Source organism: Brevundimonas sp., assembly GCF_036676055.1.
GTDB lineage: Bacteria > Pseudomonadota > Alphaproteobacteria > Caulobacterales > Caulobacteraceae > Brevundimonas.
Map to the genome: position 1 here is coordinate 111794 of NZ_JAKFDS010000008.1, position 20746 is coordinate 132539.

At 69.6% G+C, this 20746-nt stretch carries 19 protein-coding genes; 4 read left to right on the forward strand and 15 right to left on the reverse strand.

Annotated elements, in window-relative coordinates:
• Positions 1-78: 78 nt before the first annotated feature.
• Positions 79-4107: a PAS domain S-box protein gene (locus V6M45_RS01705; protein ID WP_332653578.1), complete on the forward strand. Its 4029-nt coding sequence runs from the start codon at positions 79-81 to the stop codon at positions 4105-4107.
• Here V6M45_RS01705 and V6M45_RS01710 read toward each other — a convergent pair.
• Together V6M45_RS01710 and V6M45_RS01715 are read right to left on the reverse strand one after the other, a co-directional pair.
• On the reverse strand, positions 4104-4466 hold the full coding sequence (locus V6M45_RS01710) for a DUF6481 family protein (RefSeq protein ID WP_332653580.1): 363 nt from the start codon (positions 4464-4466) through the stop codon (positions 4104-4106). The two genes, V6M45_RS01705 and V6M45_RS01710, sit on opposite strands and share 4 nt — an antisense overlap.
• Positions 4467-4627: 161 nt before the next feature.
• The gene (locus V6M45_RS01715; protein ID WP_332653583.1) at positions 4628-4813 is read right to left on the reverse strand and encodes a hypothetical protein; all 186 of its coding nucleotides are present in this window, start codon (positions 4811-4813) and stop codon (positions 4628-4630) included.
• Positions 4814-5256: 443 nt separating this feature from the next.
• Between V6M45_RS01715 and V6M45_RS01720 the strand changes: the two genes are divergently transcribed.
• On the forward strand, positions 5257-6381 hold the full coding sequence (locus V6M45_RS01720) for a cell wall hydrolase (protein WP_332653585.1): 1125 nt from the start codon (positions 5257-5259) through the stop codon (positions 6379-6381).
• A gap of 2 nt (positions 6382-6383) precedes the next feature.
• Here the strand turns inward: V6M45_RS01720 and V6M45_RS01725 are convergent, their stop codons facing one another.
• From V6M45_RS01725 to V6M45_RS01785, 13 genes are all read right to left on the reverse strand, one after another.
• Positions 6384-6611, reverse strand: a complete 228-nt coding sequence (locus V6M45_RS01725; RefSeq protein ID WP_332653587.1) for a hypothetical protein — start codon at positions 6609-6611, stop codon at positions 6384-6386.
• A 2-nt stretch (positions 6612-6613) separates the two neighbouring features.
• Positions 6614-6829, reverse strand: coding sequence for a hypothetical protein (locus V6M45_RS01730; protein ID WP_332653589.1), 216 nt, complete (start codon positions 6827-6829; stop codon positions 6614-6616).
• A gap of 74 nt (positions 6830-6903) precedes the next feature.
• The gene (gene nadC / locus V6M45_RS01735; RefSeq protein ID WP_332653591.1) at positions 6904-7761 is read right to left on the reverse strand and encodes a carboxylating nicotinate-nucleotide diphosphorylase; all 858 of its coding nucleotides are present in this window, start codon (positions 7759-7761) and stop codon (positions 6904-6906) included.
• Positions 7762-7772: 11 nt separating this feature from the next.
• Positions 7773-9275 carry an L-aspartate oxidase gene (locus tag V6M45_RS01740; RefSeq protein WP_332653592.1) on the reverse strand — a complete coding sequence of 501 codons (1503 nt, stop codon included), beginning with the start codon at positions 9273-9275 and terminating at the stop codon, positions 7773-7775.
• A complete protein-coding gene (locus tag V6M45_RS01745) occupies positions 9272-10123 on the reverse strand; it encodes a metalloprotease (protein ID WP_332653594.1) in 852 nt (283 codons plus the stop codon). Before V6M45_RS01745 ends, V6M45_RS01740 begins: the two co-directional genes overlap by 4 nt.
• 109 nt (positions 10124-10232) lie before the next feature.
• Entirely contained in the window at positions 10233-11312 is a 1080-nt protein-coding gene (gene nadA, locus V6M45_RS01750) for a quinolinate synthase NadA (RefSeq protein WP_332653595.1), read from the reverse strand.
• 149 nt (positions 11313-11461) lie between these two features.
• A complete protein-coding gene (locus V6M45_RS01755) occupies positions 11462-11986 on the reverse strand; it encodes a methylated-DNA--[protein]-cysteine S-methyltransferase (protein ID WP_332653597.1) in 525 nt (174 codons plus the stop codon).
• Complete coding sequence (locus tag V6M45_RS01760; protein ID WP_332653599.1) at positions 11868-13070, reverse strand: bifunctional transcriptional activator/DNA repair enzyme AdaA; 1203 nt, start codon at positions 13068-13070, stop codon at positions 11868-11870. The genes V6M45_RS01755 and V6M45_RS01760 overlap by 119 nt, the downstream gene beginning before the upstream one ends.
• A 91-nt stretch (positions 13071-13161) precedes the next feature.
• Entirely contained in the window at positions 13162-14067 is a 906-nt protein-coding gene (locus V6M45_RS01765) for a DUF6999 family protein (protein ID WP_332653600.1), read from the reverse strand.
• A complete protein-coding gene (locus V6M45_RS01770) occupies positions 14064-14747 on the reverse strand; it encodes an iron-containing redox enzyme family protein (protein WP_332653602.1) in 684 nt (227 codons plus the stop codon). Before V6M45_RS01770 ends, V6M45_RS01765 begins: the two co-directional genes overlap by 4 nt.
• A complete protein-coding gene (locus V6M45_RS01775; RefSeq protein ID WP_332653604.1) occupies positions 14747-15895 on the reverse strand; it encodes a 3-oxoacyl-[acyl-carrier-protein] synthase III C-terminal domain-containing protein in 1149 nt (382 codons plus the stop codon). The genes V6M45_RS01770 and V6M45_RS01775 overlap by 1 nt, the downstream gene beginning before the upstream one ends.
• Positions 15896-15951: 56 nt before the next feature.
• Positions 15952-17076: an HAAS signaling domain-containing protein gene (locus V6M45_RS01780; protein ID WP_332653606.1), complete on the reverse strand. Its 1125-nt coding sequence runs from the start codon at positions 17074-17076 to the stop codon at positions 15952-15954.
• Positions 17077-17101: 25 nt separating this feature from the next.
• Entirely contained in the window at positions 17102-17431 is a 330-nt protein-coding gene (locus V6M45_RS01785) for a PadR family transcriptional regulator (protein WP_332653608.1), read from the reverse strand.
• A 156-nt stretch (positions 17432-17587) separates the two neighbouring features.
• On the opposite strand from V6M45_RS01785, the gene V6M45_RS01790 reads away from it, so the two are divergent.
• Together V6M45_RS01790 and V6M45_RS01795 are read left to right on the forward strand one after the other, a co-directional pair.
• Positions 17588-19396 carry a type I secretion system permease/ATPase gene (locus V6M45_RS01790; protein WP_332653610.1) on the forward strand — a complete coding sequence of 603 codons (1809 nt, stop codon included), beginning with the start codon at positions 17588-17590 and terminating at the stop codon, positions 19394-19396.
• Positions 19393-20742, forward strand: a complete 1350-nt coding sequence (locus V6M45_RS01795) for an HlyD family type I secretion periplasmic adaptor subunit (protein WP_332653612.1) — start codon at positions 19393-19395, stop codon at positions 20740-20742. The genes V6M45_RS01790 and V6M45_RS01795 overlap by 4 nt, the downstream gene beginning before the upstream one ends.
• Positions 20743-20746 lie beyond the last annotated feature (4 nt).

A 20746-nucleotide genomic window follows, 5' to 3' on the forward strand; every position in this document is an offset into this window, starting at 1 on the left:
GCGACAATACGTTGCTGAAGATGGCGGACCCGCGAGCGGGCGTGGAACGAAATTGGGCGCGGCGGGGTGTCAGGGCGGATGCTGAACATCGATGCGGGCGTGACCCGGCTCGCGCGCATCCGTCCGCGCGAATGGGGGGCGTCGATCCTGATCGGGGTCGTCTGCGCCCTCGTCATGCTCATGGTCCGCCTGGCCCTCTACCTCTTCTATGCCGAATTCACCGGCTTCATGATCCTGCTGCCGGCGGTCATCGTGGCGGCGCTGGCGGGCGGACGTCTGGCGGGGATGGCGGCGGTGTTCACCGGCCTTTTGGGCGGCTGGGCGGTGGTCAGTCTGGGCGACTACGGCGCGGTCATGGACAACCGGCTGGGCGTTATCGCCACCACCAACTTCATCGTCGTGGGGATGTTCGCGACGATCGTGGCCGCGGCCTTGCGCAAGATCGTTGCTCGGCTGGACGCCTCGGTCGACGCCCTGCGGCTCTCGGCCGACCGGATCAATGACAGCGAAAACCGCCTGCATCTGATCAGCGAGCAGGCGCCGGTCATGTTGTGGATGAGCGACGAGAAGGGGCACTGCGTGCACCTCAACCAGGCCCTCCGGCGGTTCTGGGGCGTCGCAGATATGGCCGGGCCATTCGACTTCTCCGCCTATCTGCACCCGGAAGACCGGGACCGGGTCACGACCGCCACCCTGGAGGCGGCGAGACAGATCGCCCCGTTCGAGGTCGAGGCTCGTTACCGGCGCGAGGACGGCGCATGGCGCATCCTCCACACTGAAGCGCAGCCCCGGATCGACTCCCGGGGCCGGTTTCAGGGGATGATCGGCGTCAACGTCGACGTCACCGACGCCCGCTCCGCCGAGACCGCCTTGCGGGAACGGGAGGCCCAGCTCCAGGCCATGGTGGATCAGGCCTCCGCCGGCATCGCTCGTGTCGGACTGAACGGCGCCATCATCAGCGCCAACGCCCGCTACGCGGAAATCCTCGGCATGCCGGCCGAGGCGGTGCCGGGCCTGACCACCGAGGCGATCAGCCATCCCGACGACGTCGAGCCCACCCGCCGCGCCCTGGAGCAGGCCCTCCGGGAGGGCGGTGCGCAGCTGGAGAAGCGCTACATCCGGCCGGACGGCTCGACCGTCTGGGTGGTCATCAGCGTGCGGGCGCTGACGGGGCCCGGCGGGGCGGTGGAAGGTTACATCGCCGTGGTGGTCGATATCTCGGGCGCCAAGGCCGCCGAGGCCGCCCTCCGCGAAAGCGAGGCGCGCTTCCGGCTCATGGCGGACACGGCCCCCTCGCCGGTGTGGCTGACCAACACCGCCGGAGAAGTGGAGTTCGTCAACGCCGCCCTCGTCGATTTCTACGGCCGCCCGGCGGCGGAACTCCTCGGCCACGTCTGGCGCGACGCCATTCATCCCGACGACGTGGCGGGAGTGAACGCCGTCCAGTCGGAAAGCCGGCCCCGGCACGAGCCCTATGGCTTTGAGGCCCGGTTTCTCCGCGCGGATGGGGCGTGGCGATGGATGCGGATTGCGGTCAACCCGCGCTTCGACGCCGACGGAGCCTTCATGGGCTATGTCGGCATGTCGTTCGACGTCACCGACACGCGCGAAGCCATTGAGGCGATGGCGCGCCAGGAACGCCGCCAAAGGTTCCTTCTGGCGCTGGCCGACTCGCTGCGGGACCTGACCTCTCCGGACGACATCATGAGCGAGGTCGAACGCGCGCTCGGTTCGGAGTTGAAGGTCCAGCGCGTCGGCTATGGCGAGATCGATGAGGAGCGCCGGCAAGTCTCGATGAGCCGCGACTGGACGGTGAACGTCATCAGCGCCCGCGGCCAGTTCTCGATGGAAGACCTCGGCGCCGGCCTGATCTCGGATCTGGCCGCCGGACAGCCCATCCGTGTTTCCGATGTCCGGAAGGATCCCCGCACCCGGGGGGCGCTGGAGATGTTCGAAAGGCTGCAGACGCGGTCCCTGATCCGGGCGCCCCTGATCCGCGCCGGCCGCTTGCGCGCCTTCCTGTACGCCCACGACACCAGCGTCAGGGAATGGACAGACGACGAGGTAGAGTTGCTGCAGGAGGTGGCCGGGCGAACCTGGACGGAGATCGAAAGGACCCGGGCGGAGGCCGAGGTCCGCGAAAGCGAGGAACGGTTCCGGGCCATCGCCGACACGGCTCCCGTGCTGATCTGGGTGACCCAGCAGGACCGGTCCCGCGCCTTCGTCAATCAGGCCTATGTCGCCTACAACGGCGGCGCCTACGAAGAGGCGCGCCAGGCTGACTGGCGGTCCATCATCCATCCCGACGACCAGGCACGGGTGTTGGAAGAATCGGCCGCTGGCGAGGCCACCGGCCAGCCATTCTCCATGGAAGCCCGTTACCTGCGCCACGATGGGGCGTATCGCTGGCTCAAGTCATTCTCCCGGCCACGGTTCGGCGCGCACGGCGAAGTCATCGGCTTCGTCGGAGTGGCGTTCGACGTCACCGACATCCGCGACGCGCAGGCAAGGCTAATGGAGTCGGAAACCCGGTTCCGGACGGTCGCCGACAGCGCTCCGGCGTTGATCTGGATGACGGACGAGCACGCCCGCACCACTTTCGCGAACCGCCGCTACAGGACCTTCTTCGGCATCGAGACCGAGGAGGATGCGGACAAGGGCTGGCGGCGACTTGCCCATCCCGACGATGTGGAAGCGTTCGACGCCGCCTATCAGCGCGCGTTCGAGCACCGCGATCGCTTCGAAGGCGTGGTGCGGGTGAACCATCCGCAGTTGGGCCTGCGCTGGCTGCGCTGCGAAGGCGTGCCCCGCTTCGACGGCGCGGGTCAGTTTCAGGGATATGTCGGCGCCAATATCGATGTCACAGAAGCCAAGCGGGCCGAGGACGACCTGAAGCGAATCAACGAGCTTCTGGAGGAACGCGTCGGGGAAGCCCTGGCGGAAAAGGCCAAGGCCGAGGCCGACCTGATGCATGCCCAGCGGATGGAGGCTGTCGGGCGCCTGACCGGCGGCGTGGCGCACGACTTCAACAATCTGCTGACGGTCGTGATCGGCGCGCTGGACATGATGCTGCGGTCGCCGGACAACGCCGCGCGCCAGAAGAAGCTCGGCGAGGCGGCCCTCTCTGCGGCGCGGCGCGGCGAGCGCCTGACCCACCAGCTGCTGGCCTTCTCGCGGCGCCAGGCGCTGCGGCCCGAGCCCATCGACCTGAACGGCCTGATCCGGGAAAGCGAGCCCCTGCTCCGCCGGGCGCTCGGCGAGGCGATCGAGTTCAAGCTGAAGCTGCGGCGGGGCGGCGCCCGGGTGAGCGTCGATCCGGCCCAGTTCGAGGCCGCCCTGTTGAATCTGGTGGTGAACGCCCGCGACGCCCTTGGAGATCGGGGCAAGGTCAACGTCCAGACGCTCACCTGTGCGGTTGAAGCGGGCGAAATTCCGGAGGTTGCGCCGGGCGACTACGTCTGCGTCAGCGTCTCCGACAATGGCGCCGGAATGAGCCCGGAGGTGATGGAGCGCGTCTTCGAACCGTTCTTCACGACCAAGGCCGTCGGCAAGGGAACGGGCCTGGGACTGAGCCAGGTCTATGGTTTTGCCCGGCAGAGCGGCGGCGGCGTCCGGGTGACCTCGACAATAGATCGGGGCACCGAGGTCCGGCTTTACCTGCCGCCGCTGGCGGCGGCGGAAAAGCATGAAGCGGCCGCGCCGCCCGCCGAACTTCGCACCATGGCCGCTGGACGGCGATTGCTTCTGGTCGAGGACGATCCGGGCGTGGCGTCGGTGGCCCAAGAGCTTCTCGAGGGCCTCGGCCTTGAGGTCAGATCAGCCGAAAACGCGCCCCAGGCGCTGGAGCTGCTCAACAAGGAGCCCTTCGACATCATGCTCACGGACGTGGTGATGCCCGGCGGCATGACCGGCATCGAACTGGCTCGCCAGAGCGCGCGGAACTGGCCGGAGATGAGGATCGTCCTGACGTCGGGCTACGCCGGCGACGACGTCGACGCGGCCCTGGCCGACGCGCCTTGGCCTTTCGTCAGAAAACCCTATTCGGGAGAGCAGCTGGCCGCCGTTCTGGGCGATCCCCCGATGGGGAAAGCCGGGGAACCCTTCTAGCGCTGACGCGCCTTGCGGGCGGCGTAGCGGGCGTCCCGTGCGGCCTTCTGTTCTTCCTTGGAGAGCTGCTTGCGCTCCTTGCGGGCGGCGCGCTTCTCGGCCTCGATCGCTTCCTGGGCTTCATGATCGGCCGCAAGGCGGGCGGCCTCGGCCTCGGCCTTCTGGCGACGGACCTCGGCCTTCTCCAGCTCGCGCTGCTGACGGAGCGCTTCCTTCTCCGCGGCGCGCTTCTCCTGCAGCTTCTCGAACTCGGGGTCGGGCGCGGCGGGCTTGGGCTTGAAGCGGGCGAGCAGGGCCTTCTTGGCTTCCTGCTGGGCGGTAAGGCGGTCCGTGAAGCCGGTTTGTTTCAGATCTCTCATGCGAGCGGTCGTCGATGTCCTTGAATGTCTGTCGGAAGCGCAGACGGCGCGGGCGAGCGGCGCTCAGCCAACGCCGGGTGGGCTAAGCCCATATGGGGACGGAAATCAAGGTTGCGAGGCGGAGATGACAGACCCCGCCCCACGATCCCATCGCTCCTGTGTCAGTTCGGCTTCTCGGCCTGACCGATCGCCGCGCCCGCAGCGCCGCCCACGGCGGCTCCAACCGGTCCTGCGACAACGGCCCCGGCGACCGCGCCGGTGGCGGCCTTCTGTTCGATGGTCTGACCACAGGCGGCAAGGCTGATGGCGGTGATGGCCGTGGCGAGTACCAGTGCGGTGCGTTTCATGATGGGCTCCTGTTCTGACGGAGCGAGAACGCGAATACGGCCAAGGTGTTCCGGCGAACGCTCGTCAAGAAAAGCAGCCAGACTTTCCCCCGTCGAAGACAACACATTGCAACTCCGGCAATCTCTGTAAGTCGGTCAACCCGCCAGCTTGGTTGACGCAACGACATCGATTACAGTATTTCCTACGTTCACTTTCCGCCTATACGACCTGCGGCAATCGGTCACCTCATCCCATACCGGGGACGCACCCCTGTTTGTTGCGGCGACGGCGAATCTTGCGAATCAACCACATTGCCGCCATAAATGGCTGGCTTAAGGCGCCTCCCCGACAGCCGGCCGTTCGCCGACCGTCGGTCTACCGCAGCCGGGCCGCGACCGATGTCGCCCCCGCCGCGAGACTACCCCGGGGGCGGCGCTGCGCCCTGCTGAACAGGATTGAGCCTTTGCCCACCCCCTCGCATTCGCGTGCGATTTCTCCTGCCGACCGCAAGGCCCGGATTCGGCCGGGCGCGGCGGCGGCGACGTTCGGCGCGATGGTGGGGCTGGCGATCGGCTGCGCCTATCTGGGCGGAGCCGCGGCAAAGGCGACGACCGTCCGGGCCCAGGCCGAGCGCATCGACAGCGCCAGCGCGGCCGGCTTCACGGAAGAGGCCCTCGCCGCCGCCGCCGGCGGTCTGGACGAGAGCGCCCTCGCCATCGCGCGGCGGCACGACCCCTATACGGTGGCCGGCTCGGCCCGGCGCGACCGGCAGGCTGAGCTGCTGACTGCCCGTCTTGAACAACTGCGGACCCAGTCACCGGGCGACAGCCTGCGCCGGGTCAGCCTGACCGGCCCGCTCGCGGCCCAACCGTTCCATCTCGGCGGGGCGCTGGACGCCTCGCGCGACCTCGAGTGCCTGACCCAAGCCGCCTATTACGAAGCCCGCGGCGAGGGCCGCGACGGGATGAAGGCCGTGGCCCAGGTGGTTCTGAACCGGGTTCGGCACAGGGCCTTCCCGAACAGCGTATGCGGCGTGGTGTTCCAGGGCGCCGGTCGTCGGACCGGCTGCCAGTTCAGCTTCACCTGCGACGGTTCAATGCGCGGCCGCGTCAACCGCGCCGCCTGGAACCGCGCCCGCGACATCGCGTCGGCCGCCCTCTCCGGCGAGGTCTACGCCCGGGTCGGCAATGCCACCCATTTCCACACCACCGGGGTTTCGCCGCGCTGGCGCAGTTCGCTGATCCAGGTCAGCCAGGTCGGGGATCACCTGTTCTACCGGTTTGGCGGTCGTTCAGGATCCGGCGCGGCCTTCACCTACGCCGCCCGCCCGTCCACTTCGGCCGATACGCCGCGCCTGATCCAGGCCAGCCTCGACCCGACCGGCACGGTCCGCGACGCCGGCGCCATCGCCTACAACCTTCTGCTGACGCAGGAAGGGCGTGAAACGCCGGCCCCGGCCGAGCGTGCAACGGCCCCGATCCCGGCTCCCGCACCGGTCGCGCCTCCCGCCCCGGCCATCCAGGTGACCGCTCCGGCCGCTGACGCCGCCCCAAGGACCGCGCCGGCCCCGCAAGCGCCGACGGCCTGAAGTCAGGCGTCCCGGTCGCCTTTGGAGGACCTGTGAGCGTCGTCGTGGCTGTGCTTCAGGTCACGCTCGCCGCCGCCGCCCGAGACCTTGCTGTTGCGGGGACTGGTTGGACCGCCCTCACGCGGATCCTCGAATGTCGGCGGCTCCGCCTTCGCGTTCTGATGACTGGAGCCGGGACCGCCCCAGCGCTTCTCGTCAACCGGCTCGGGGGTGTGCTGGTTATTGGCCATGGTCAGCGATCCTGAACTTTCCACTGGGTGGTCAGGTTCTGCTTCAGATTGCCGAACCGGCCCTGGGTTTCGAGATTGACATCGGCGTCGCCGGGCTGTCCCGACTGGGCGCCGGTGGACAGGTCCCGGCGGTCAGCATTGACGGCGTCCTCGACAGAGCGGGCGCCCTTGTCGGCGAAGCTGCGCTGGTCCTTGGGCGTCTTGGGGCTATGGGTCATGGATATCTCCTTCCACCCCATCGAAAACCGCCCCGACGGTCGACCGTTCCGTAGCGCCGTTCTCCCTGGCGGCCTCAGACGGCGTCGAGGCCGACGTCCAGGGCCGGGGCCGAATGGGTCAGGCCCCCCACCGAAATGACGTCCACCCCGGTCTCCGCGATGGCGCGCACCGTGCCGAGCGTCACGCCGCCGGACGCTTCCAACACCGGGCGCCCGAAGGTCGATCCCTTGGCCCGCGCCACCGCCTCGCGCAGCATCTCCAGGCTGAAATTGTCGAGCATGACCACGTCCGGCCGTTCGGCCAGGGCTTCGTCCAGCTGATCCAGCCCATCCACCTCGATCTCGATCTTCACCAGATGACCGGCGACGGCCCGGGCCCGCCGGATAGCCTCCCCCACGCCGCCACAGACGGCCACGTGGTTGTCCTTGATCAGGATGGCGTCATCCAGGCCGAAGCGGTGGTTGACCCCGCCCCCACAGGCCACGGCGTGCTTCTCCAGCGCGCGCAGTCCGGGGGTGGTCTTGCGGGTGTCCGCGATGCGCGCGCCCGTGCCCTCGACGGCGTCGACATAGGCCCGGGTCAGGGTCGCCACGCCGCACAGCCGACCCAGCAGATTCAGCGCGGTCCGTTCGGCGGCCAAGAAGGCGCGGGCGTCGGCCTCGGCCTCGACCAGCACCGTCCCCGCCTCAAAGGCCTCGCCGTCGCGAGCCTTCGCCGTGATCGCCGCCGCCGGATCCATCGCCAGCAGGGCCAGCCGCACGCAGTCGACCCCCGCCAGCACCCCCGGCGACCGGGCGGCGAATACGGCCCGCATGCGCGCGCCCTCCGGAATGCAGGCCTGTCCGGTCAGGTCGCCGGCCCGGCCGAGATCTTCGGCCAGAGCCATCCGCACCACCGGCTCGATCAACAGGTCCGGAAGGCGCCGGGTCATTCTCTCTCCGTTCATTCGGCCATCGCCAGGCTGGGGGCGCGCAGGCGCGTGTGCCGGGCCTCAGCGGCGGGGGTGGGGAAGTCGCTGCGCCAGTGGCCGCCGCGGCTCTCGCGGCGCGCCAGGGCCGCCTCGACGATCAGCCGGGCGGCGATCAGCGGCAGGGCCCCGGGGGCCCGCGCATCAAGGTCGTCCAGCACCGCCAGGGCGTGGGTCAGGCCGGCGGCGTTGCGCACCACGCCGGCCTCGGCGCTCATCACCTGACGAAGGCGCGCCAGGTCGGCGGGCTTCAGATCGGGCGCGGGAGGCGGCGCAACGGCGGGGCCGGCGTGCGTCCGGGCCCGGGCCGCGGCGCGCCCGGTGCGGCGCCCGAAGGCCGCCGCCTCGAGCAGGGAGTTGGACGCCAGCCGATTGGCCCCGTGCACCCCCGTGGCGGCGCATTCGCCGACGGCGAACAGGCCCTCCAGCGTGGTGCGGCCGTCCGGCCCCGCGGCGATCCCGCCCATGTGGTAGTGGGCGGCGGCGGCGACCGGGATCGGCGTCTCGCGCGGGTCCAGTCCGGCCCGCATGCAGGCGGCGAAGACGGCCGGGAACTCATGCGGGAAGTCGGCGCCAATGGCCGCCCGCGCATCCAGATAGGCGCCCCGCCCGGCGGCGCGCGCGGCGTGAACAGCCCGGGCCACGACATCGCGGGATTGCAGATCGGCGTCGAGGGCCCCGCCGAGCAGGAACTGTCCCTCGCCATCCACCAGCCGGGCGCCCTCGCCTCGCAGCGCTTCGGTCGCCAGCGGCATGGGATCGAGTCCGACGTCCATGGCGGTCGGGTGGAACTGGACGAACTCGGGGTCGAGAATCTCGGCGCCCGCCCGCCAGGCCAGCGCCATGCCCTCGCCGAGCAGGGCGGCGGGGGTGGTGGTCTCGGCGTAGAGGCCGCCCGCCCCGCCGGTGGCCAGCACCACGGCGGGCGCCAGGATCTCGACCAGCCGCCCGCCCCGTTCGATCACGGCGCCGCGGACCCGTCCGGCAGGGTCCTGGATCAGACCTCGCAGCCGCCCGTCCTCCCATACCTCGATGTGCGGCGCCGCTCGCGCGGCGGCCACCAGCGCCGACAGTATGGCCCGGCCGGCACCGTCGCCGCCGACCCGTGCGACGCGCGCCCGGGAATGGGCGGCCTCAAGGCTGACGGCGAAGCCGCCGGCGGCGTCCCGATCGAAGGGGGCGCCGAGCGACGCCAGCCATTCGACGGTCTCGCGACCATCGGCCGTGAGCAGGCGCGCGGCCTCCGCCTCGACCAGGCCCGCGCCGGCGGCCTCCGTGTCTGCGGCGTGCAGGGCGGGCGCATCGGTGTGCGAAAGGGCGGCCGCCACCCCGCCCTGGGCCCAGGCCGAGGAGCAAGCCTGCAGCAGCGGCGCGGGGGTCACCACCAGCGCCCTGCGCGGCGCGGCTTCCAGGGCGGCCGAAAGCCCGGCGAGGCCGCCGCCGATGATCAGCGGGCCGTCATGCTCGATCCGGCTCAATCGCCGACGCCCAGGTAGCGCCCGGCGAGGTCGAGGGCGACCGGAAGGGAGCCGCCGCCCAGAGGCATCAGGGCAGCCAGCCCGACCCCCGCGCAAGCCGTCGCGGTGACGATGAACAATCCGACGCTGAACACCGACTCGCGACCGCTGAGCGGCCGGCCGTCGGGGCGCCAGGCGCCGCGTTTCAGGTGGCCGATCAGGGCGATCGCGAGAAAGGCCGCCAGAATCCATCGCCCGCTCATCAGGCCCCACCACACCACCAGACCGCCGACCGCGATCATGGCGACGCGTTCGAGCATCGGATGAATCCGCGCCAGCACCGGCCCCAGCGCCTTGGACCCATCCAACGGAGGCGCGGGAGCCAGGTTGATCAGGTTCACGGCCGCGATGACGGCGGCCCCCAGCAGCCACATGCCGTGACCGGTGGCGATGAAGCCGGCGAAGAAGGGGATGGCGGCCAGCAGGCCGAAGGCCGGCCCGGCCAGCGAGACCAGCACCCCGTGCCATTCGCTCTGCGGCAGGCGCTGGCTCTTCGCCACCCCGCCTAGGAAGGGGATGATATAGATTCTCGCCGGGCCCATGCCGAGCCGGTTCATGGCCAGCACATGGCCGTACTCATGCACCAGCAGGCCCCAGATCAGCGCCACGGCGATGACCCAGCTGCCCGTAATGATCCAGATGAAGCCGCCCAGCAGCAGGGTGGAGATCAGTGCCCAGACCGGGTTCTGACCCTTGTCCAGCGGCGGTTCGTTCGCCCGGACCGGCGCGGCCGGGCCGGGCGCGACGGCGACGTCTTCGGGGCGGGGGTCCCAGGGGCCCGGTCGGCGTGGAGTATTGGATTCAGTCATGCCCGTGAGGTGGCCTTTTCCGACCGGAGCCACAAGGCGAGCAGGGCGAGAAGTCGCAGGGACCTGCGATCGATCGCGGCGACCGCACGGACCGGCGGAACGTAGCGCATCAGATCAGCTCCACGGCCACATGGTGGCGCGCCTTGACGAGATCGTAGCGCGCCGGAATCGCCGGGGGCGGCAGATCGATCATGCGTTGGACCGCGAGGCGCGCCCGTTCCGCCATCTCTTCCGGCACGGTCACCTCGAACTGCATGTGGACAAGGCAGTCGCGGATGTTCTCCAGGGTGATCCGCTTCATATAGGGGCACAGGTTGCACGGGCCGATGAACTCGACCCCGGGCAGGTCCCCGGCGACGTTCGAGGCCATCGAGCATTCGGTGATCATCACCACCTGCTTCGGCTTGCGCGCCGTGACGTGGTCAATCATTGCCGTGGTCGAGCCGGCGAAGTCGGACGCGGCCAGCACGTCCTCCGGGCATTCCGGGTGGGCGAGGATTTCGGCGCCCGGATACGCCGCCCGCATCTCGGCGATGTCGGCGGCGGTGAAACGCTCGTGCACCTCGCAGCGGCCCTTCCACGCGATGATGCCGACCGTCGTCTGGGCCGCGACGTTGCGCGCCAGGTATTCGTCGGGGATCAGGATGACGCGGTCGACGCCCCATTCCCGCGCCGCCCACTCGACCACCTGAACGGCGTTGGCGCTTGTGCAGCAGATGTCGGTCTCGGCCTTCACGTCGGCCGTGGTGTTCACATAGGTGACCACCGGCAGGCCGGGGTAGCGCTGCTTGATCAGCCGCACGTCGGCGCCGGTGATCGAGGCCGCCAGCGAACAGCCGGCCTTCAGGTCGGGGATCAGCACGGTCTTTTCGGGCGACAGGATCTTCGAGGTCTCGGCCATGAAGTGCACGCCGGCCTGAACGATCACCTTCGCCGGCGACTTCGCGGCTTCCTTGGCCAGGCCGAGGCTGTCGCCGACAAAGTCGCCGACGCCGTGGAAGATTTCTGGCGTGATGTAGTTGTGGGCAAGGATGACCGCGCCGCGCGCGCGCTTCAGCTGGTTGATCTCATGGATCAGCGCCGCCTGCGCCGGCCACTCCAGCGGCGTCACATGGTCCTTGACCTTGGCCCAGACCGGCGCGGTGGCCAGCTCCAGTTCCCTGCTCAGTCCGAAGGCGCCGTCAGCCATTTCCACTCCCCTTTTGCTCGATGTGAGCAAATCGTGGGTCCGAAGAACGGCGGTGGCCTCGAGAGGTCCGCCGCCGACTTATGCTCACTTTAAGCATAAGCAGGGATAATCTAGTGCCCCCGCGTGGGAATGCAAGGGGAGAAGGGCGGTCAGACCCTCGCCCCCTCATGCGCCAGCAGCCAGCGTTTCCGCTCCAGCCCTCCGGCATAGCCCGTCAGCGTCCCGTTCGCCCCGATCACCCGGTGGCACGGGACGATCACCGCCACGGGGTTCTGTCCGTTGGCCAGCCCGGCGGCGCGAACCGCCCTGGGCGAGCCGATCGCCGCCGCCAGCTGGCCGTAGCTGCGCGTCTCGCCCGCCGGTATGGCGCGCAGGGCGGCCCAGACCGATTTCTGGAACTCGGTGCCGCCCGTCTTCACCGCCACCCCGTCCAGCGCCCGGATATCACCGGAGAAGTAGGCCTCCACCGCCCCGCGCACGCCGTCCGGCGCGCGGCCCGCGACCAGCACCGGATCGGCTCCGCAATGGCGGCGCAGCAGCCGCATCATCCGGGCCTCATAGTCGGAGAAGTCGAGCGCCCGGACGGCGCCCTCCCCGTCCGTGACCAGCAGGACCTCGCCCACGGGCGTGGCGACGCGATCCAGGGTCAGGGTTTCGGGCGGCGTGTTTCGCATCGGTCGTCTCCATCAGGTCCGCGCCGCTGATCCCGGCCGTGGCCAGATGCAGGGCGCCGTAGGCCCGCCACGGCCGCCAGGTTTCGGCGCGTCCGGCGAGCATTGCATCCTCGAGGCGGTCGTTCGGGGGCTCCGCGCCGTCGTCGATCCAGTCCCCCGGCAGACGCAGCCCCGGCCGTGCAGCGACCAGCGGCTTCAGCACGGGATCGGCCGACAGGTCGCGGCCGATGGCCTCCGGGTCCGCCGACAGGTCGAAGACCCGCCGCACCCGCGCCAGCACGCCCGGCAGGGCCTTCAGATCGTCGGCCTCGACGCAGACCGAGACCCGCCCCGCCCCGGCCGGCTCGACCGAGACCCTTCCGTCCGCGCCGTCGACCGCCTGCGTCAGGACGCGCGACCATTTGCGGCCCTCGACGGCGTCTCCCCGCACGGCCAGGGCGGCGAGCATGGCCTCCCAGTCATAGGGCGGACGGTAGGTGAGGCCCAGCCGGACCCCGCCCTCATGGACCCTCTCGCCGCGCCGACGCAGCGCCGAGGGCGGGCGTTCGTAAAGGGTCTGGAAGGTCTCGTTGAAGCGCCGCACGCTGCCGAAACCCGAGGCCAGCGCCACCTGGGCTATCGACAGGTCGGTCTGGTGGATCAGGGCCTTGGCCAGCAGCACCCGGCGCGTCTGGGCCACGCTGACCGGGGCGGCCCCCAGATGCTGGCGGAACAGCCGCCGCAAATGCCGTTCGCCGACGCCCAGCCGTCCGGCCAGCGCGTCCACATCGCCCTCGTCCAGAGCCCCGGCCTCGATCAGGGCCAGGGCCCGGCTGACGGTGTTCGAGGTGCCGCGCCAGGCGCCCATGTCGGGCGCGGTCTCGGGACGGCAGCGCAGGCAGGCGCGGAAGCCCGCCTCCTCGGCCGCCGCCGCGGTCGGCACGAAGAACATGTTCTCCCGCTTCGGCGTCCGCGCCGGGCAGACCGGCCGGCAGTAGATGCCCGTGGTCTTCACACAGCCGAAGAACCGCCCGTCGAAGCGCGCGTCCCGCGTCAGCACGGCGCGGTAGCAGGCCTCCTGATCGAGATCGCAGGCGATTTCCATGGCCCCAGAATGAGCGCAGCCGGCGTCAGAGTCTCGCGGTTTTCGGACATCGCCTCAGGCAGCAAAGCGATAGGCGAACGTGGTGCCGTGGTCAGGCGGCCCTCGGGTCGATGGGCAGCCCCGCCGCCTGTCGCGCCTTCATCGTCCGCAGCCAGCCGTGCAGCGCCTCGCAGTCGAGGCCGTGCATCATCAGCCGGTAGCCCGCCTGCAGCGTCGACAGGGCCACCATCGGATGGCCGTTCTTGATGAAATTGAGATGGTAATCGGTGCCCAGGATGCGGGCGATGTAGATGGCCACCGTCTCGTCCAGCTGCAGCGAATGGGCCGCCCGGACGAAATCGCGGCGCGGCAGCATCAGGGCGTAGAGCGGGGTGTAGAACTCCACCGCCGTCTGCACGTCGATCTTGTTCAGCGGCCCGGTCGGGAAGGGCTCGAAGGCCGGGAACTCATCCGAGATCATCGAGAAGTCGAGCGTCTCCGCCGGCATGATCTCCCGCCCCTCGGCCCGCAGCCGCTGGTTCAGCTCGATGATGAAGTTGAAGACGTTCAGGTCGTGCTGGAGGAACAGATTGTCCTCGATGTCCTTCAGCTTCGTCGGACGCAGGGGGTGACTGGAGATGTCGGCCGCGCCGGCGTTGACCCGCATAAAGGCCAGCAGCTCGGTGCCGACGTGGAAATGGCGCAGGATCAGGGTGTTGGTCTCGGGTGTGCCGAAGGTGCGCAGCCCCCAGTGGATGGTCTTGTGCAACAGGCCGTTGAGGTTGGGATGCCGGGGCGAGAGGGCCCGCAACACCTTCACCACGCAGAAGATCAGGATCACCAGCGGCCGGCTGACCGGGAACAGCCAGCGACGCGACCACGACCGCGCCCCGACCAGCAGGCAGCGCTTGGCCTCGGGATCGATCGGCAGGCTCTGGTCCAGATACAGCGCCAGCCACGGGTCCGGGTCGCGCGGATCGTGCGCCATGGTCGCGAAAGGATCGTACGCCGCCGTCACGCCGGGATCTCCTCGATCTGCAGCGCATAGAGCCGCGCCGTCACCCTCGCCGTCGTCACGATCCGCTCGGCCGTCGCCTCGTCCGGCAGCACCATGGCCAGCATCTCGCGGAACTCCTCCATGTGCCCGACGTCATTCTCCCCGTGGTAAAGCAGGAAGCGCAGGGCGTCGTCAGGCAGGCCCAGCCGCTCCTGCACCTTCAACCCCCAGGGCTTCGCCTTGATCGAGCCCAGCCCCTCGATGATCCACATGGCTCCGAGCAGGCCGAACGGATTCGGCTTCGACGCCTCATGGAACATCCAGGCCGACAGGGCCTCGGAGCCGATATTCTTCCTCGCCGACAGGATGTGCTCCAGCCGACCGCCCGAGGCGACGAAATCCTGCTCCAGCAGGCGGAAATCCCGGTGCTCGGTCACCGCGTGCTTCATCAGCGTCGAGCGCAGCTCGAGGTGATCCTCGCCGATGTTCGACGCCGCCCGGCTCATCCACAGCGCCCCGTCCTTCACCTGCTGACGCAGGTTGATCAGGAAGCCGTGGTAGTCGGCCAGTTCGAACCGTCCCCGCGTCAGCTTGCGGATCAGCGGCGTCGCCTCCAGCCGTTGCTCGAAGTCGGCGAACACCACCGCCAGTTTGCGCAAGGCATCGGCGACGGCGGCGTTTGTCGTGGGTCCGTCGACCATCACGCCACCTCCAACATCATGAAGCCGATCATCGCCCGCCCGCTCTCCGGCACGATCAGCAGCACCCGGTCGCCCCGCTTCGGTCTGCCGCTCTTCATGAAGGCCTCCAGCATGACCCAGATCGAGGCCGAGCCGATGTTGCCGGTCTCCGGCAGGGTGGTGAACCACTTTTCCTCGGGAATCATGGCGGCGGTGTTCTCGAGCAGACCGACGATCTCCTCGCGCAGCGATCGCGCCGAATAGTGGCACAGCAGGTGGTCCACCTGATCAGGCACGATCCGGCCGCTGTCGACCTTCTCCAGCCAGACGCCGATCCACGCGCGGATGACGATCTTGAGCAATTCGAAATCCTGCAACAGGGCGACGGCGCCGGCGGCGTGCGCGGCGACCGGGCCGGCGTGGCTCCAGGCGGTGGTCATATCCGCGCGCTCTGAACGGGTGGAGCCGGCCCACATACAAGGATCGAACCGGCCCGCCAGGGAGGTCAGGTCGATCCATTCGATCTTCAGCGACAGGCCGTCCTGACGCGGCCGGGGCTCCATCACGACAGCCCCGGCCCCGTCGGACAGGGTGAAGCGCAGGAAGTCGGCCTCGGTCGACAGCCGCCCCTTGGCGTCGACCAGCGCCGTCCCCTCGTAGAAGCCGGGCCGGAACCAGCGGGACGAGAACTCGCCGGCGGCCGCGACGGCGACATCGGCCTCCCCGGCCCGCACCTGCAGCCAGGCGCCCTTGGCGGCCATCAGGGCCGAGGCGCAGACGGACTGGTAGCTGGCGATCTCCATAGGTCCGCCGCCGAGTTCGGCCTGCACCGCCGTGGCGTGACCGGGCACGAGGAAATCGCCCTGGGTGGTGGCGGTCGCCAGATGCTGGAGAGCGCCGACCGTCAGTCCGGCGTCATCGAGCGCGGCCGCCGCCGCCTTCGCCGTCATCCCCGCGTTGCTGTCGAGGACTGTCCCGTCGGGCGACAGGGCGTAGTGGCGCGTCACGATGCCGTTCCAGCGCAAGGCGCGGCGGCCGACGACAGAGTCCCGCCGGTTCACCCGGCCGATATGGTCCTCCATCCGCTCCGCGCCGATCGGGGGCCCCGGCAGATGCACGCCAACGCCCGTGATGTAGACGCTTCTCAACCGTTGTCCGGAATCGCTCATCGCTCAAGGTTGCCCGACAAGTTCCGGCGGAAGAAGGGCGTCGGGATACCGGTCGGTTAGACAGCTGGCCGCGCGTCCGGCCGGGTCAGCCGCCACAGGTTGGCGACGATCTTGAACGCCAGGCTGATCGCCGAGATGGCCAGCGCCCACGTCATGACCAGCGACAGGGTGCTCGCCACGCCGACCAGATCGCGCGCGCCGTCGCCGAGCGAGCGCAGCCGGTCGAAATCCAGCAGCACCCAGTCGCCGGCGATCCTGGCCGTCTCACCGTCACGGGTCAGGGTGAACCAGTGACCGGCCTCGAAGATGGCCCAGGTCAGCCACAGGCCGGCGCCGGCGATGGCCACCTGGGCCGCAGCCCGCATCCGGACGGCGTGGGGCCACGCCAGGCTGGCCAGATCAATGGCCATCTGGCCCAAAGCGTACAGCAGGATCGGCCCGTACAGGGTCGTCCAGATCGGCGCGCCCGTTACGACCGCGTCCTCGCCGCGCAGGCCCACGTGCATCAGGCCGGGGAAGTGGATGGCGCCGATCCACCACAGGCCGAAGACGCCGACGGCGAGGAAGGAGAACAGATACTCCAGGCCTGGCCAGCCCCGGGGACGACCGAGGTTGCGCGGGGCCCAGGTCGCCTTCGCGGTTTTGGTCCCGCCCATGGCGGCGCCCCAGGCCGCCGGGTCGGACAGGCCGAACGCCGACAGTTCCTTGACCCGCCACTTGCCCATCCAGCCGGGGCGATAGCCGAGATGCTCCATCACCGCCCCGATCACGGTGACGATGCCGATCAAGGTCAGGCCCGAATTGATGAAGCCGTTGACGGCGTGTCCGATCGACTGCCCGGCGTCGGCGGGGCCGCTGACCAGATTGATGAACAGGACGATCGCCTGCACCGCCGCCATAAGCAGCAGGCCCGCCTTCACCGCGAACAGCCAGTAGGGGAAGAGCTCGGGTCCGATCAACGAATCCGGCCCCTTGCGGTAGCGGGCGGCTACGAGCAGCGGATGGCCGATCTCGTGGAGGATGGCTTCCTTCTCGTCGTCCGTCAGGGCGCGGCCCAGTTCCTCCTCCTTCGCCTCGAAGCGGCTCAGGATCAGGTCCCGCAGCTCGGCGATGATGTCGTCGCGTTCGTCCTGCGGCAGCTGGGCGGCGACGGCGTTCAGATATCGATCAATCAGGTCCATGGCGGTTTCCCCTCAGCCCCGGGTTTCAAAGAATCTTGTCGAGCGAGGCCGATATGCCCCGCCACTCGTCGGCCAACGCCGACAGCATGGCCTCGCCCATCGGCGACAGCCGGTAGAAGCGCTTCTTCCGCTTCTCTTCCTCACGCCACTCGCTGGTCAGCAGCCCCTGGCTCTCGAGCCGGCGTAGCAGCGGATAGAGGGTGCTTTCCTCCATCTCGAGCCCGTCCGAGGCCAGCGCCTGACGCAAGGTGTAGCCGTAGCGCTCCTCCCGCAGGCGGGCGAGTACGGCCAGCACCAGCGACCCACGACGGAGCTCCAGCCGCATGGACTCGAACAGTTCCGGATCAACGTTCATTGCTGCACCTGCCCTCACATAGTATGTGACACACAGTGTATGCCATATACTGTATCAGGCCGTCAATCTTCGTCGGCGCCGGGGAAGAACCTTCGTCTATCTGTTGCCGCACCAAGGCGTTAGACTGGCCGTCCAAGCGTCAGGAACTCCCGGTCCGTGTTGAAAAACCTGCTTCCCAGCAAACCGGGCGAAGAGCCCCTGGCCGAGGCGCTGAGGGCGTGCCGGAGCCACTTTGTCTGGGCGGCGGTGTTTTCGGCGCTGGTGAACCTGCTCTACCTGACCCCGACCATCTACATGATGCAGGTCTATGACCGGGTGGTGCCGACCGGCGGACTGACGACGCTGGTGTTGATCACCGTGGTCGCCGTCTTCGCCCTGGCGGCCCTCGCCGGGCTGGACTGGCTGCGCGGGCGCCTGATGCTGCGGGCGGGTCTCAGATTGGACCGGATGCTGTCGGGCAAGGTCCTGGCGCGGGTCATGGACCTTCAGGCCAGGTCGCCCAACACACAGGCCCTGCGCGAATTCGATAACGTCCGCGGCGCCATCAGCGGCCAAGGCATGCTGGCGCTGTTCGACGCCCCTTGGACCCCGATCTATCTCGCCTGCTGCTTCCTGCTGCACCCGGCCATCGGGGGGCTGACGCTGGTCGGCGGCCTGATCCTGTTCAGCCTCGCCTGGCTGAACGAACGCGACACCCGTCCTCGCCTCAGCAAGGCGATCCAGTCGCAGAACCAGGCCTACTCGGCCCAGGAGGCGATCGCCGGCCAAACCGAGGTCGTGCGGGCGCTGGGTATGCGGCAGTCCTCGATCGCCCGCCAGATCGAGCAGCGCCGGCACGCTATCGCCGCCCAGGCCGACGCCCAGCTGACCGGCGGCAAATATTCCGGGGCGATCAAATTCTTGCGGCTGACGATGCAGTCGGCCGCGCTCGGCCTCGCGGCCCTGCTGGCCGTGCGGGGCGACATCTCCCCGGGCGCCATCATCGCCTCCTCGGTGCTGCTGAGCCGCGCCGTGGCCCCGATCGAGACCCTGGTCGGAGTCTGGCCGACGCTGGTCCAGGCCGCGTCGAGCTGGAAGACCATGACCGAGTTGTTCGCGAGCACGGCGGCGGTGGAGCGGGAGCGAACCGCCCTGCCCGCCCCCAAGGGCCGCCTGCAGGTCGAGGCCGTGTCGGTGAAATTCCCCGGCTCGGAGTCCCCGCAACTGCGGTCCGTCAGCTTGGCCCTGAAACCAGGCCAGACTCTCGGCGTGGTGGGGGCCAGCGGCTCCGGCAAGACCACGCTCGCGCGTGTCATCGCCGGGGCCCTGAGGCCGCAAGCGGGGACGGTGCGGCTGGACGGGGCTGAATACGAGGCGCGCGAGGGTGACGAACTGGCCCGCTGGATCGGCTATCTGCCCCAGGTCCCGAGCCTGTTCGCTGGCTCGATCAAGGACAATATCTCGCGCTTCGCCACCGCGACCGGTGTCGACCAGGACGCCGCCGACCGGGGCGCCGTCGAGGCGGCTATGGCGGCGGGGGCGCATGAGCTGATCCTGCGGCTGCCGCACGGCTACGACACCGTGCTGGGACCGTTCGGCCAAGGACTTTCGGCGGGACAGGCGCAGCGCGTCGCCCTGGCGCGCGCGCTGTACGGCGACCCGGTCCTGCTGGTGCTGGACGAGCCCAACTCGAACCTCGACCAGGAGGGCGAGTCGGCGCTGATGCAGGCCGTCATGGGCGCGGCCGCCCGAGGCGCGGCCGTGGTCATCATCGCCCATCGCGCGGGCGTGCTGGCGCGGGTAGACCGGCTTCTGATGATGCGTGAGGGCGTGGTGCAGACGGAGGGACCCCGCGAGGAGGTTCTGGAACGGATGCGGGCGACGGCGCCCAGAAACCCCGCCCCTGGTCCGGCGGGCGGCGCGCCCGGCCAGCCCTCCGCCAATGTGACGCGGTTGTCCGACCCGTCCCAGCGGCGCGCCCGATGACGGATGCCGCCGCGCCGACGTCGCCGCCGCCCGCCGGTCCGACCCCGGTGCCGGACTCGCCCCGCCGCGAGCTGATCATCGGCGGGGTGATCATCCTCCTGTTCTTCGGCCTTTTCCTGGGCTGGGCCGCCTTCGCCCCGCTGGATGCAGGGGCCTATGGCCAGGGGCAGATCGCAGTATCCGGCAACCGGCAGGCGGTGCAGCATCGCGAGGGCGGCGTGGTCAGCGCCCTTCATGTGGCCGAGGGCGACACGGTGGAACGCGGCCAGGTGCTGCTGACCCTGTCCAGCGGCGAGCTGCAGGCCACGGAACGGGGCGTGGCCAGCCAGGTGTTCGCCCTGCTGGCCCAGCGGGCCCGGCTGATCGCGGAGCGGGACGGCCTGCGCGGCATCCCGACTCCGCCGGAGTTCGCCGACCTGCCGCCCGGGGACGCAGCGCTGGCGCAGGAATCGCTGCGCATCCAGCAACTCCAGTTCGGGGCGCGCCGGGTCGGGCGCTCGACCGAGACCGGTGTGTTGAGCCAGCGTATCGCCCAGCTGAACGAGCAGATCCTCGGCTACGAACGGCAGATCAGCGCCAATATCGAGCAGCAACGGCTGATCCAGGAGGAGCTGACCGGGATGCGCAGCCTCGCCGAGCAGGGCTACGCGCCCCTGACCCGGGTGCGGGCGCTGGAGCGGACGGCGGCCCAGCTGGACGGCGAACTGGGCTCATTGCGGGCCCAGATCGCGCGGTCGCGAGAGGCGGTGGGCGAGACCCGGTTGCAGATGTCGGGCGTCTCGTCGGAGATGAACGAGGATGTGGCCGACCAGCTGAGGCAGATCGACGTGCAACTGAACGAGCTGCGGCCGCGGATGACGGAACTGCGCTCGCAGATCGCGCGGAGCGAGGTCCGGTCTCCGGCCTCCGGCCAGGTCGTCGGCCTGACCATCTTCACCCAGGGCGGAGTGATCCAGCCCGGGCAGACACTGATGGAGATCGTGCCGACCGACGCGTCGCAGATCATCGTGGCCCAGATCAGCCCCAACGACGTCGACAACCTCCGCGTCGGGCAGACCACCGAGGTGCGGTTCCCCGGGCTGCGTGAGCGGAACCCGCCGACCATTCATGGCCGCGTCACCCGGATTTCGGCCGACAGCTTCACCGTCGAGGAGACCGGGGCCAGCTATTTCCGCGCCGAGATCGTGGTGCCGGCTGACGAAATGGCCAAGCTCGGTCGTTCGGCCAGCACCCTGCGACCGGGCTCCCCGGTCGAGATCATCATCCTGCTGCGCAAGCGCACGGCGCTGAGCTATCTGCTGGAGCCGCTGACCAACAACCTCTGGCGCTCGGGCAGCGAGCAGTAGGCGT

Coding starts and splice junctions, on each gene's coding strand:
- V6M45_RS01760 (WP_332653599.1), bottom strand. CDS start 13,070: ATGGAAATCGCCTGCGATCTCGATCAGGAGGCCTGCTACCGCGCCGTG.
- V6M45_RS01755 (WP_332653597.1), bottom strand. CDS start 11,986: ATGCGAAACACGCCGCCCGAAACCCTGACCCTGGATCGCGTCGCCACG.
- V6M45_RS01780 (WP_332653606.1), bottom strand. CDS start 17,076: ATGGACCTGATTGATCGATATCTGAACGCCGTCGCCGCCCAGCTGCCG.
- V6M45_RS01745 (WP_332653594.1), bottom strand. CDS start 10,123: ATGACTGAATCCAATACTCCACGCCGACCGGGCCCCTGGGACCCCCGC.
- V6M45_RS01705 (WP_332653578.1), top strand. CDS start 79: ATGCTGAACATCGATGCGGGCGTGACCCGGCTCGCGCGCATCCGTCCG.
- V6M45_RS01775 (WP_332653604.1), bottom strand. CDS start 15,895: ATGAGCGATTCCGGACAACGGTTGAGAAGCGTCTACATCACGGGCGTT.
- V6M45_RS01785 (WP_332653608.1), bottom strand. CDS start 17,431: ATGAACGTTGATCCGGAACTGTTCGAGTCCATGCGGCTGGAGCTCCGT.
- V6M45_RS01730 (WP_332653589.1), bottom strand. CDS start 6,829: ATGACCCATAGCCCCAAGACGCCCAAGGACCAGCGCAGCTTCGCCGAC.
- nadC (WP_332653591.1), bottom strand. CDS start 7,761: ATGACCCGGCGCCTTCCGGACCTGTTGATCGAGCCGGTGGTGCGGATG.
- V6M45_RS01795 (WP_332653612.1), top strand. CDS start 19,393: ATGACGGATGCCGCCGCGCCGACGTCGCCGCCGCCCGCCGGTCCGACC.
- V6M45_RS01725 (WP_332653587.1), bottom strand. CDS start 6,611: ATGGCCAATAACCAGCACACCCCCGAGCCGGTTGACGAGAAGCGCTGG.
- nadA (WP_332653595.1), bottom strand. CDS start 11,312: ATGGCTGACGGCGCCTTCGGACTGAGCAGGGAACTGGAGCTGGCCACC.
- V6M45_RS01715 (WP_332653583.1), bottom strand. CDS start 4,813: ATGAAACGCACCGCACTGGTACTCGCCACGGCCATCACCGCCATCAGC.
- V6M45_RS01770 (WP_332653602.1), bottom strand. CDS start 14,747: ATGGTCGACGGACCCACGACAAACGCCGCCGTCGCCGATGCCTTGCGC.
- V6M45_RS01710 (WP_332653580.1), bottom strand. CDS start 4,466: ATGAGAGATCTGAAACAAACCGGCTTCACGGACCGCCTTACCGCCCAG.